At 66.0% G+C, this 12,064-nt stretch carries 8 protein-coding genes; all 8 read left to right on the top strand.

Going from position 1 to position 12,064, the window contains the following annotated elements:
• Nucleotides 1-205 precede the first annotated feature (205 nt).
• A complete protein-coding gene (locus tag ABIB91_RS28440; RefSeq protein ID WP_354169581.1) occupies nucleotides 206-3,475 on the top strand; it encodes a transglutaminase family protein in 3,270 nt (1,089 codons plus the stop codon).
• Nucleotides 3,476-3,502: 27 nt separating this feature from the next.
• The gene (locus tag ABIB91_RS28445; protein ID WP_354169579.1) at nucleotides 3,503-6,028 is read left to right on the top strand and encodes a circularly permuted type 2 ATP-grasp protein; all 2,526 of its coding nucleotides are present in this window, start codon (nucleotides 3,503-3,505) and stop codon (nucleotides 6,026-6,028) included.
• Nucleotides 6,025-6,903 carry a transglutaminase family protein gene (locus tag ABIB91_RS28450; RefSeq protein ID WP_354169577.1) on the top strand — a complete coding sequence of 293 codons (879 nt, stop codon included), beginning with the start codon at nucleotides 6,025-6,027 and terminating at the stop codon, nucleotides 6,901-6,903. Before ABIB91_RS28445 ends, ABIB91_RS28450 begins: the two co-directional genes overlap by 4 nt.
• Before the next feature lie 203 nt (nucleotides 6,904-7,106).
• Entirely contained in the window at nucleotides 7,107-7,934 is an 828-nt protein-coding gene (locus ABIB91_RS28455; protein WP_354169575.1) for a metal-dependent phosphohydrolase, read from the top strand.
• A 124-nt stretch (nucleotides 7,935-8,058) separates the two neighbouring features.
• A complete protein-coding gene (locus ABIB91_RS28460) occupies nucleotides 8,059-8,949 on the top strand; it encodes an alpha/beta fold hydrolase (RefSeq protein ID WP_354169573.1) in 891 nt (296 codons plus the stop codon).
• A 138-nt stretch (nucleotides 8,950-9,087) separates the two neighbouring features.
• Complete coding sequence (folE, locus tag ABIB91_RS28465) at nucleotides 9,088-9,714, top strand: GTP cyclohydrolase I FolE (RefSeq protein ID WP_007593645.1); 627 nt, start codon at nucleotides 9,088-9,090, stop codon at nucleotides 9,712-9,714.
• A gap of 27 nt (nucleotides 9,715-9,741) precedes the next feature.
• On the top strand, nucleotides 9,742-11,265 hold the full coding sequence (locus ABIB91_RS28470) for an FAD-dependent oxidoreductase (protein WP_354169571.1): 1,524 nt from the start codon (nucleotides 9,742-9,744) through the stop codon (nucleotides 11,263-11,265).
• A 127-nt stretch (nucleotides 11,266-11,392) separates the two neighbouring features.
• Nucleotides 11,393-11,968 carry an HdeD family acid-resistance protein gene (locus ABIB91_RS28475; RefSeq protein ID WP_007593641.1) on the top strand — a complete coding sequence of 192 codons (576 nt, stop codon included), beginning with the start codon at nucleotides 11,393-11,395 and terminating at the stop codon, nucleotides 11,966-11,968.
• The last annotated feature ends 96 nt before the right edge of the window (nucleotides 11,969-12,064 follow it).

A 12,064-nucleotide genomic window follows, 5' to 3' on the forward strand; every position in this document is an offset into this window, starting at 1 on the left:
CAGTCTTGGCCGGAGCCTGTCGCGACCCAGACCTTCTCTCTCGACGTCTTCAGCCTCAAAAGCCAATAGCGCAACAGGCCCACAAGGGGAGAAGGAAGAAAGCGACCGCCCGCACCTTGCGTAGGCACCCTTTGCCCGTTGTTAGTGCTTGATCGAGGTCACCAGCGGTGTTCTGCTCAAAAAAGCTGCTGGAGTACCGCACCCCGTGTCGATCTACGTCGCATTACACCACGTCACGCACTACAAATACGACCGCCCGATCGATCTCGGCCCGCAGACCATCCGTCTGCGGCCGGCGCCGCATACGCGCACGCCGATCCTGAGTTATTCGCTCAAGGTCACGCCGGCCAATCATTTCGTGAACTGGCAGCAGGATCCGCTGGGCAATTGGATCGCGCGTTATGTCTTCCCGGAGAAGACGACCGAGCTCAAGATCGAGGTCGATTTCACGGCGCAGATGACCACGGTCAATCCGTTCGACTTCTTCGTCGAGCCCTATGCCGACAGCTTTCCGTTCGAATATACGCAAGATCTCAAGACCGAACTCGCGCCTTATCTCGAGACCGTCAAGCCCGATCGGCTGTTCGCGAAATATCTCGACACGATCCCGCCCGAAGCCCCGAACACCGTCAACTTCCTGGTCGACCTGAACAGGGAGCTGCAGAAAAGGATCGGCTACGTCATCCGCATGGAGGCGGGCGTGCAGACGCCGGAGGAGACGCTCTCCTCCGCGGCCGGCTCATGCCGTGACTCCGCCTGGCTTCTGATCCAGACCTTCCGTCATCTCGGTCTCGCCGCCCGTTTCGTCTCCGGCTATCTGATCCAGGTCCGTCCCGACATCGATCCGATCGAGGGGCCGCCGGAGGTCGAGAACGATTTCACCGATCTCCACGCCTGGGCCGAGGTCTACCTGCCGGGCGCCGGCTGGATCGGCTTCGACGCGACCTCGGGCATGCTCGCGGGCGAGGGCCACATCCCGGTCGCGGCGACGCCGCACTACCGCTCGGCCGCGCCGATCTCCGGCGGGGCCGGCTTTGCCGAGGTCGAATTCGCCTTCGACATGAGCGTCAAGCGCATTCGCGAGGCGCCGCGCATCACAAAACCGTTCTCGGACGAATCCTGGATACGGCTCAACGATCTCGGCGAGCAGGTCGACGGCGATCTTGCGGCGCAGGACGTGCGTCTGACCATGGGCGGCGAGCCGACCTTCGTCTCCGTCGATGATCTCGAAGGCGCCGAGTGGAACACGGATGCCGTCGGTCCGACCAAGCGCGGGCTCGCCGACGATCTGATCCGCCGCCTGCGCGCGCGTTTCGGACCCGGGGGCCTGCTGCACTTCGGGCAGGGCAAATGGTATCCCGGCGAAAGCCTGCCGCGTTGGGCGTTCGGCCTGTACTGGCGCAAGGACGGCGTGCCGATCTGGAAGAATGCCGACCTCATTGCCAGCATTGAAAATCCGCGGCCGGCACAGGCCAAGGACGTCCAGGCGTTCGTGGAAGGCGCGGCGTTACGGCTTGGCCTCGATCCCGGTTACATCATGCCGGCCTATGAGGACACCGCGTACTGGCTGCAGAAGGAATCCGAGCTTCCCGTCAACGTCGATCCCTCCGATTCCAAATTGTCCGATCCGGAGGCCCGCGCGCGGATGGCGCGGGTGTTCGAGCAGGGGCTCAACAATCCTCGCGGCTTCGTGCTGCCGGTGCAGCGCTGGAACGCGGCACCACGCTGGCGCAGCGAGCGCTGGCAGCTCCGGCGCAGTCATCTGTTCCTGATGCCGGGCGATTCGCCGCTCGGCCTGCGCCTGCCGCTGGACTCGCTCGGCTATGTCCCGCCCGATCAATATCCCTACATCGTCGAGCGGGACCCGATGGAGGCCCGCGGCAAGCTGCCGGTGTTCAGCCTTCCGGCGCGTCCCGACTCGCCGGAGCGGCTCGAGCCGGAAGAGCTCAACACCTCCGTCCCGGTCCGCACCGCGATGTCGGTCGAGGTTCGCGATGGCGTGCTCTGTGCCTTCATGCCGCCGGTCGAGCAGATCGAGGATTATCTCGAGATGATCGCGGCGCTCGAAGCCACGGCCGAGGAGATGCAGCTCCAGGTCCACGTCGAGGGTTATCCGCCGCCATTCGATCCGCGCGTCGACGTCATCAAGGTGACGCCCGATCCCGGCGTGATCGAGGTCAACGTCCAGCCGGCAAAAAACTGGCGCGAGGCGGTCGACATCACCGCCGGGCTCTATGAAGATGCCGGCAAGACGCGCCTCGGCGCCAATCGCTTCCTGGTCGACGGCCGCCACACCGGCACCGGCGGCGGCAATCACGTCGTGGTCGGCGGCTCGAATCCGCAGGACTCGCCGTTCCTGCGCCGGCCTGATCTGTTGAAGAGCCTGGTGCTGCACTGGCAGCGTCATCCGTCGCTGTCCTATTTCTTCTCCGGCCTGTTCATCGGCCCGACCAGCCAGGCGCCGCGCATCGACGAAGCCCGCCACGACAGCATTTACGAGCTCGAGGTCGCGCTCACGCACGTGCCGCCGCCAGGCACTCAGGCGCCGCTGTGGCTGGTGGATCGCTTGTTCCGGCATCTCCTCGTCGACATCACCGGCAACACCCATCGCGCCGAGATCTGCATCGACAAGCTCTATTCACCTGATGGCACGACCGGCCGGCTTGGGCTGGTCGAATTCCGCGCGCTCGAAATGCCGCCGGATCCGCGCATGTCGCTGGCGCAGCAGCTGCTGATCCGCGCGCTGATCGCAAAATTCTGGCGCGAGCCGCAACAAGGCAAGTTCGTGCGCTGGGGCACGGCGCTGCACGACCGCTTCATGCTGCCGCACTTCATCTGGGAAGATTTCCTCGAAGTGCTCACCGAGTTGAAGCAGTCCGGCTATCCGTTCGAGCCTGAATGGTATCTGGCCCAGCTCGAATTCCGCTTCCCAGCTTTTGGCCGCATCCATCATGGCGGCGTGACGCTGGAGCTGCGGCAGGCGCTGGAGCCCTGGCACGTGCTCGGCGAGGAGGGCTCGGCCGGCGGCACCGTGCGCTATGTCGACTCATCGGTCGAGCGGCTTCAGGTCAAGGCGGAGGGGTTCGTCGAGGGCCGCCACATCGTCACCTGCAACGGCCGTCGCCTGCCGATGACCGCCACCGGCCGCTCCGGCGAAGCCGTGGCCGGCGTCCGCTTCAAGGCCTGGCAGCCGGCCTCCGGCCTGCACCCGACCATTCCCGTTCACGCGCCACTGACGTTCGACCTCATTGACACCTGGAACGGCCGCTCGCTCGGCGGCTGCGTCTATCACGTCGCCCATCCCGGCGGCCGCAGCTACGACACCAAGCCGGTCAACACCTACGAGGCCGAGGCGCGGCGGCTGGCGCGCTTCCAGGACCACGGCCATACGCCGGGCCCGATGCAGCCGCCGCCCGAGGAACGCACAAATGAGTTTCCGCTGACCCTCGACTTGCGGTCCCCGCTCCTGCAATGAGTATGATGCGGGGGCAGGGAGAGGCGCATGGCCGAGGGCGCAGCCGAAGAGGACGACAAGGCGGGTAAGGCGCAAGGTCAACGTGAAGGCCAGCGCCGTTTTGCGCAATGGGTCCGCGACTATAAGCGCCTGCCCGGCATCCCCGACGAGTTTCTCGGCCCGGACGGCAAGCCTCGCGCGGTGTGGAGCCGCTTCTTCGATGCCTTCGGCGCGCTCGCGCCCGACGAGGTCGAGCGGCGGTTCGGCATGGCCGACCGTCATCTCCGCGAGGCCGGCGTCACCTATCGCGCGCCCGGCGAGAGCGCCGACCGGCCCTGGTCGATCAGCCATCTGCCGCTGCTGATCGACGAGGCCGACTGGAAGCAGCTGTCCGACGGCATCACCCAGCGCGCCGAGTTGCTCGAGCTCGTGCTGCGCGACATCTATGGCGAGGGCCGTCTCGTCGCCGAAGGCGCGCTGCCTGCCGCCGCGATCGCCGGCAGCCCCGAATATCTCCGTCCCGTCTGCGGCGTGCCGCCGCCGGGCGGGCGCTATCTCTCGCTCTATGCCGCCGATGTCGGCCGCGGGCCCGACGGCCGCTGGTGGGTGCTCGGCGACCGCACGCAGGCACCTTCCGGCGCGGGCTATGCGCTGGAGAACCGCCTGGTGCTCTCGCGCGCCTTCTCCGATCTCTACAAGTCGATGAACGTGCCGCGCGTCGCGCCGTTCTTCGAGGCGTTTCGCGACAGTCTTCGGGCGCGCGCGGACCGCGACGAGCCGCGGATCGGCGTGCTCACGCCGGGCAGCTTCAGCGAGACCTATTTCGAGCACGCGACGCTGGCGCGCTATCTCGGCTTCCTGCTGGTCGAGGGCGACGATCTCGCCGTCAGCGACAACCATATCCACATCCGCACGGTTGCGGGCCTCAAGCGCCTCGACGTGCTGCTGCGCCGCGTCGATTCCAATTCGCTCGATCCGCTCGAGCTCGATGCCTCCTCGCGGCTCGGCGTGCCCGGCCTGATCGACGTGCTGCGCAAGGACGGCGTCGTCGTCGCCAACATGCCGGGCTCGGGCGTCCTGGAGGCGCGCGCGATGCTCGGCTTCCTGCCGGCGCTCAGCCGCCGCCTGCTCGGCGAAGAGCTGAAGATGCCGCACATCGCGACCTGGTGGTGCGGCCAGCGCTCGGCGCGCGACGAGGTGTTGTCGCGGCTCGACCGGGTCGCGATCGAGGGGGCCTATCGCCACGGCGTTCCCGGCTTCGACAGCAATGGCCCCGTGCTCGCGAGCGAGCTCGATGCGGCCGAACGCCAGCGCCTGATCGACGCAATCAGCGCGCGCGGCATGGACTATGTCGGCCAGGAGGTGGTGCGGCTCTCGACCATGCCGGTGTGGGAGCAGGGGCAGATCACGCCCCGTCCCTTCGTGCTGCGCGTGTTCGCAGCCGCGACGCCCGATGGCTGGGCCATCATGCCCGGCGGCTTCTGCCGGATCGCCGAGCAGCCGGATGCGCGCGCGGTGTCGATGGGCGACGGCGCGCGTTCCGCCGACGTCTGGGTGGTCTCGGACAAGCAGGTCTCGACCGCGACGCTGCTGCCCGCCACCGACAAGGTGCGCATCCGCCGGATCGCCGGCGTGCTGCCGAGTCGCGCCGCCGACAATCTGTTCTGGCTCGGCCGCTATCTCGAACGCGCCGAGGCGACGCTACGGCTGGTGCGCGCGCTGGGCTCGCCGAGCGGGCCCAACAAGGGCACCGCGGCCTCGCTGCAATCGGCCGAGCGTATCCAGCGCCTGCTGGTGACCTGGGGCGCGATCTCACAGACCTCGCGCGCGGCGCCCGGCCGCATCGTTGCCGAGGCGCTGCAGAGCCCGGAGCGTTTCGGCTCCGCACTGTCGCTGGTCCGCGCGGCCCAGCGCACGGCGACCTCCTTGCGCGAGCGGCTGTCGCCCGATGCCTGGCAGGTCATCACCGAGATGACCGAGCGGCTGGCCGTCGAGGTCGAGGACGACGACAGCGTGCTGAGCGCGGCCGAGCTGACCCTGCAGGAGCTCGCGAGCTTTGCCGGCCTTGCGCATGAGAACATGAACCGCGCCGCCGGCTGGCGCTTCCTCGATATCGGCCGCCGCACCGAGCGCGCCATCAACACCACGCGCTTTGCCCGGCAGTTTGCCTATGACGAGGCCGGCGACGAGGATCTCGATATTCTGCTGACGCTGGTGGATTGCCAGATCACCTACCGCTCGCGTTATCTGCTGGCGCCGATCCTGGCGCCGGTGCGCGACCTCGCCGTGCTCGACAGCTACAATCCGCGTTCGGTGGCTTTCCAGGTGACGGCGCTGAACGAGCATATCGCCGCGCTGCCGAGCCTGAAGGAGCACGGCCTGATCGAGAAGCCGCAGCGGCTTGCGGTCGCGCTGCAGGCGATGCTCGCGACCGCGGAGGCCGAGAAGCTCGAGGTCAAGACGCTGTTCGCCCTGGAGCAGGATCTGCTCGGCCTTGCCGAGGCGGTCGGGCAGCACTATTTCCCGCACGGCCCCAATGCCAGCCGCCCGGAAAAACTGACGGGGCTGGCGTGATCTACGACATCCGTCACGTCACAACTTACGAATACGAGAGTCCGGTCAGCTTCGCCCGCTGCACGCTGCGGCTGGAGCCGGGGAGCGGCCATGGCCAGGAACTGATCTCGCATAAGGTCGAGATTCGTCCGCGCCCCGCGGAGCGAAGCGTCCGGCGCGATTTCTTCGGCACCCTGACCGAGAGCGTCGTGATCGAGGCCGCGCATCGCACTTTGCGTATCGATTCCCGCTCTCGCGTGAAGGTGTCGCGCCAGCCGCCGGCGCGCGCCGCTGCCAGCCCGACCTGGGAGAACATTCGCGACATCGCCTTCGAGGCGACGAGCCTCGGGCCGTCATCACCGGTCGGCTATGTCTTTGCGAGCCCGCTGGTGCCCGTTCTGGCTGCGGTCACCGCCTATGCGGCGACGAGCTTTGCACCTGATACCGGCATCCTCGCCGGCGCGGTCGATCTGATGCATCGCATCCGCACCGAATTTCGCTACGACCCCAAAGCGACGGTGATCTCGACGCCGCTTGACGAGGTCTTCGTCAAGCGCCATGGCGTCTGTCAGGATTTTGCCCATGTGATGATCGCGGGCTTGCGCGGGCTGGGCCTGCCCGCGGCCTATGTCAGTGGATATCTGCGCACCATTCCGCCGGCGGGCCAGCCGCGCCTGCAGGGCGCCGACGCCACCCATGCCTGGGTGTCGCTGTGGTGCGGGGAGGAGCTTGGCTGGGTCGATTTCGATCCGACCAACGATCTTATGGTTGCTGGCGACCATATCGTGCTCGCGGTCGGCCGCGACTTTTCCGACGTTTCGCCGGTCGACGGCATCATCGTCGGCTCGCCGAAGCAGAAGCTCGACGTCGCCGTCGACGTGCTTCTGGTGGAATGATTGCGGGTCTTGCCCGCGACGCCCAGCCTAGGTGCGTCGGGCCGGCACCGCAACCGCGATGCACAAACCGCAACATATTTCCGTGTTTGCGCCGCCGGGTTTGGCCAGTCGGCCAAGATGGGCTATGCTGGCGCCTGCGTCGAGGACGAGAATGAGACGTCGGGAGTTGATGTGGGACACCACCGACAAGCGGGGCTGCATCCATGATGACGTTGCCGAGACTGGCGGCTGAATCCCTCGAGAAGTTGCTCGGTACGTTCATGCGTCGCCGGTACGACGAAACGTCTGCAAGTATCGTCGAGAGCGCGACCCGCACCGCGATGGAATGCATCGGAAATAGCGATGCACTCTATCACAATATCGAGCATACGATGCTGGTGACGCTCGCCGGCCATTCCATCCTCAGCGGCCGCAGTCTTCATACGCATCTGTCGGCCGCGGACTACGTCCATGTCCTGATCGCCTGCCTCGCGCACGACATCGGCTATGTGCGCGGCCTGTTCGAGGAGGATGACGCCGACGGCTTCGTGATCGATGCGGCCGACACCAAGATCTCGTTGCCGCGCGGTGCATCGGACGCGAGTTTGATGATGTATCACGTCGATCGTTCCAAGCTTTATGTCACGCGGCGGCTGCGGCATATTCCAGGGCTTGATCCGGAACGCATTGCTCGCGCCATCGAGGGCACGCGGTTTCCGGCCCAGGAAGGCCAGGACTATGACGACGAGGCCTCGATCCTGCGCGCCGCCGATTTCATCGGCCAGCTCGGCGATCCCAACTACCTGCGCAAGGCCAATGCGCTCTATTACGAATTCGAAGAAGTCGGCATCAATCGCCAGCTCGGCTACGATTCGCCAGCCGACGTCGTGAACCGCTATCCGCAGTTCTATTGGAACAGCGTCGCACCGCACATCCAGACCGAGATCGGCTACCTCAACAAGACCGAGATCGGGCGGCAGTGGATCGCCAACCTCTACAGCAACGTGTTCCGCGCCGAGCGTGACATCACGTTGTCCGGGCCGCAGAAATAGCGCGGCGGCCTCGTAGCCCGGATGGAGCGAAGCGCAATCCGGGAAACCTGTCGCTGCGGACGCACCGCCCCGCATTCCGCTTCGCTGCATGCGGGCTACGACATTGCAAATCGGTCAGTCGATCATGCAACAAAAAACAATCGCCACCGATATCCTCGACATTGCCTACCGTGAATACGGCGCGCCGGACGGCTGGCCCTGCATCATGGGTCACGGCTTTCCCTACGACGTGAACGCCTATGCCGAGACCGCGCCGATCATCGCGCAAGCGGGCGCGCGGGTGCTGGTGCCCTGGCTCCGCGGCTACGGGCCGACGCGATTCCGCTCCGCTGCGACATTGCGCTCCGGCGAGCAGGCGGCGCTTGGCGCCGATCTGCTGGCCTTCATGGATGCGCTTGGAATCTCGCGCGCGGTGGTCGGCGGTTACGACTGGGGCGGGCGCGCGGCCTGCGTGGTCTCGGTGCTGCATCCGGAGCGCGTGATCGCGCTCGTCTCGGGCAATTCCTACAACATCCAGAACATCGCGCGTTCGATGGAGCCGGCTTCGCCACCGGAGGAGGCGGCGCTCTGGTATCAATATCTCTTCCACAACGAGCGCGGCCGCCGCGCGCTGGAGCGCAACCGGCGCGGTTTTGCGCGCCAGCTCTGGTCGATGTGGTCGCCGACATGGGCGTTCGACGATGCGACGTTCGAGACCAGCGCAATGTCGTTCGACAATCCTGATTTCGTCGATGTCGTGATCCACTCCTATCGACATCGTTACGCGCTGGTCGCGGGCGATCCCGCCTATGCCGCGATCGAGGCGAAGCTCGCCGCCCAGCCGCCGGTCCGGGTGCCGACCATCGCGATCGATGGCGACAGCGACGGCGTCAATTCCGGCACGGCGCACCATGCAGGCAAATTCGAGGGCTTTTTCGAGCGGCGCGTCTTTGCAGGGGCCGGCCACAATTTGCCGCAGGAGCGGCCGGCCGAATGGGCGCAGGCCATGCTCGATGTGCGGAAAGCGGCCTCATAGAGCCGGGTTTCTCGTCCCCACTGTCTTGCCGCTCTCGCAGCTTCCGATTTTTCCTGATCCCGGGAACCTTTTCCAATCGCAGCCGTCCAAGCTGTGGGGCCGCTTTCTGTATGCGGTTCGTTGCAGGGGAGGTTTTCGATGAAGACGCAAACGCGCAGGCTGGAACGTGTCGCGGTCGCGCAGGCGCCGAGCGAGCGGCCTGAGAGGGCGGAGGTCGAGCAGGCGATCCGGACCATGATCCGCTGGGCCGGCGATGATCCCGCGCGCGACGGTCTGCGCGATACGCCGGGCCGGGTCGCCCGCGCCTTCGAGGAGTATTTCTCCGGCTATGCGCAGGATCCGACCGAAATCCTGCAAAAGACGTTTGAGGAGATCGAAGGCTATGACGAGATGATCGTCCTGCGCGGCGTTCGCTTCGAAAGCCATTGCGAGCACCACATGGCACCGATCGTCGGCCGCGCCTGGGTCGCATATATTCCGCAAGGGCGCGTCGTCGGCATCTCCAAGCTCGCGCGTCTCGTCGACATCTACGCCAAGCGACTTCAGATCCAGGAGAAGATGACCGCGCAGATCGCCAACACCATCAACGATGTGCTGAGGCCCGAAGGCGTCGGGGTCATCATCAAGGCAACGCATCACTGCATGACCACGCGCGGCGCGCACAAGCCCGGGACCGATCTCGTCACCAGCCGCATGCTCGGCGTGTTCCGCGACAATGCGTTGACACGCCAGGAGCTGCTGGGGCTGGCCAATTCGGACGATTGAACCGCGACGGCTCAAGGAGGCGACGCCATGACCGAAGACAAGCAGCCAAGCGGGCCCGACCTGAGCCGTGGCGTGACGCTCGCCGCGTTCAAGGACGGCAAATTGCTCGGCCATGTCGGCGAGGAAGACGTCCTGCTGGTGCAGGCCGGCAGTGAGGTCTTTGCGATCGAGCCGGCCTGCAGCCACTATCACGGCCCGCTCGCCGAAGGACTGGTGGTTGGTGACACCATCCGCTGCCCCTGGCATCACGCCTGCTTCTCCTTGCGGTCAGGCGAGGCGACCCGCCCGCCGGCGCTGAATGCGCTGGCAGTGTGGGAGGTCTCGCGCGATCAGGACAAGATCGTCGTTCAGCGTAAGCGCGAGGTGCCGAAGCCTCCGGCGCCTCACCGGACAGCGCCAACGCCGGAAAAATTCGTCATCATCGGTGGCGGCGCGGCGGGTTTCGCGGCGGCGGAGACGCTCCGTCGCGAGGGCTTTGCCGGCGCCATCACCATGCTTAGCAATGACAGCGCGATGCCGGTGGACCGGCCCAATCTCTCCAAGGATTACCTCGCGGGCAACGCGCCGGAGGATTGGCTGCCGCTGCGGGGCGAGGACTATTATCAGGACGCCGGCATCGATCTCAGGCTCAACACGAATGTCGCCGCGATCGAGGCGAAGACGCGTAGCGTGACGCTGGGCAACGGCGACAGGCTACCGTTCGACCGGCTGCTGCTCGCGACCGGCGCCGAGCCGGTCAGATTGCAGATTCCGGGTGCCGACCAGCCTCATGTCCACACCCTGCGCTCCGTCGCCGACAGCCGCGCCATCATCAAGGCGACCGGCAGCGTTAAGCGTGCGCTGGTGATCGGCGCCAGCTTCATCGGCCTCGAGGTTGCGGCCTCCTTGCGGGCACGCAAGATCGAGGTGCACGTGGTCGCGCCGGACGAACGGCCGATGCAGAAGGTGCTCGGTCCCGAGATGGGCGACTTCGTGCGCGCGCTGCATGAGGAGAACGGCGTCAACTTCCATCTCGAGGACACGGTGGAAAAGCTGGACGGCACGCGCGCCACGTTGAAGAGCGGCGTCGTGATCGAGGCCGAACTGGTCGTGGTCGGCATCGGCGTCAAGCCGCGCCTCGCGCTCGCCGAGCAGGCGGGGCTTGCGGCGGACCGGGGCGTCAGCGTCAGCGAATATCTTGAGACCAGCATAGCCGGTATCTTCGCGGCCGGCGACATCGCGCGCTGGCCCGATCCGCATTCGCGGCAAACCATCCGCGTCGAGCACCGGGTCGTGGCGGAGCGGCAGGGCCAGACCGCGGCACGCAACATGCTCGGCAAGCGCGAGCGCTTCGAAGCCGTGCCGTTCTTCTGGTCTCAGCACTATGACGTACCGATCAACTATGTCGGCCATGCCGAGAGCTTCGACGACATCGCGATCGACGGCAGCATTTCCGGCAAGGACTGCCTGCTGAAGTATCGCAAGGGCGGCCGCGTCCTCGCGGTTGCTTCAATTTATAGGGATCTCGACAATCTCAAGGCCGAGCTGGAGATGGAGCGAACACGCGGCTGAGGCGCGCATCCGGTCTTGATTTGCGTCAATGTTGCTGGCCGCGAGGGCTGCTGTGCTGGCTGTTGTCCCGGTGCGGCGCGCGCTATACTGGCCTGTGCTCGCGGGCTTCCATGCAGGAGTCGCCGTCATGACAAGTGCCTCGGATACCTCCCATCCTTCCGGCCTGGGCTCCGGGATCTCGGCCCTGCATGCCAAATGGGGCTGGATCGTAGCCTTGGGAGTCGTCTACCTCGTCGCCGGCTTCGTCGCACTTGGCAGCGTGGTAATGGCGACGGTGGCGAGCGTCATCGTGGTTGGCGCCATGATGATCGTCGCGGGCGCGGCCGAAATCATCGGCGCGTTCCAGATGAAAAGCTGGGGCAAGTTTGTGATCTGGGCCTTGCTCGGCGTACTCTATGTTATCGCGGGCTTTCTCACCTTCGAGAACCCGCTGTTTGCTGCAGTGTTGCTGACTCTGTTCCTGGGCGCATCGCTGCTCGCCTCCGGCGCCGTCCGGCTCTTTCTCGCCTTCAGCATGAAGCGTGAAAGTCCGTGGGTCTGGGTGGCGCTCTCGGGCGCCATCACGCTGCTGCTGGGGCTGTTGATCCTGGCACGTTGGCCGGTGAACAGCGTCTACATCCTCGGCCTGTTTCTCGGCATCGACCTGATCATGGCGGGCGCGGGGTGGGTGAGCCTGGGCTTCAGCCTGAAGCGGCGCCACTGATCAGCAACTCGACGCAAGACCCTCTCACGGAACTCCGCTGATCTGGCGTGCTGGCAAAAAGCAGCACGCCGCGCCTTCCGACTCGCGCGGCGATCA

It is taken from the genome of Bradyrhizobium sp. JR4.3 (genome assembly GCF_040547695.1).
In the GTDB taxonomy this organism is placed as follows: domain Bacteria; phylum Pseudomonadota; class Alphaproteobacteria; order Rhizobiales; family Xanthobacteraceae; genus Bradyrhizobium; species Bradyrhizobium canariense.

Coding starts and splice junctions, on each gene's coding strand:
- ABIB91_RS28445 (WP_354169579.1), top strand. CDS start 3,503: ATGGCCGAGGGCGCAGCCGAAGAGGACGACAAGGCGGGTAAGGCGCAA.
- folE (WP_007593645.1), top strand. CDS start 9,088: ATGAAGACGCAAACGCGCAGGCTGGAACGTGTCGCGGTCGCGCAGGCG.
- ABIB91_RS28455 (WP_354169575.1), top strand. CDS start 7,107: ATGATGACGTTGCCGAGACTGGCGGCTGAATCCCTCGAGAAGTTGCTC.
- ABIB91_RS28475 (WP_007593641.1), top strand. CDS start 11,393: ATGACAAGTGCCTCGGATACCTCCCATCCTTCCGGCCTGGGCTCCGGG.
- ABIB91_RS28470 (WP_354169571.1), top strand. CDS start 9,742: ATGACCGAAGACAAGCAGCCAAGCGGGCCCGACCTGAGCCGTGGCGTG.
- ABIB91_RS28460 (WP_354169573.1), top strand. CDS start 8,059: ATGCAACAAAAAACAATCGCCACCGATATCCTCGACATTGCCTACCGT.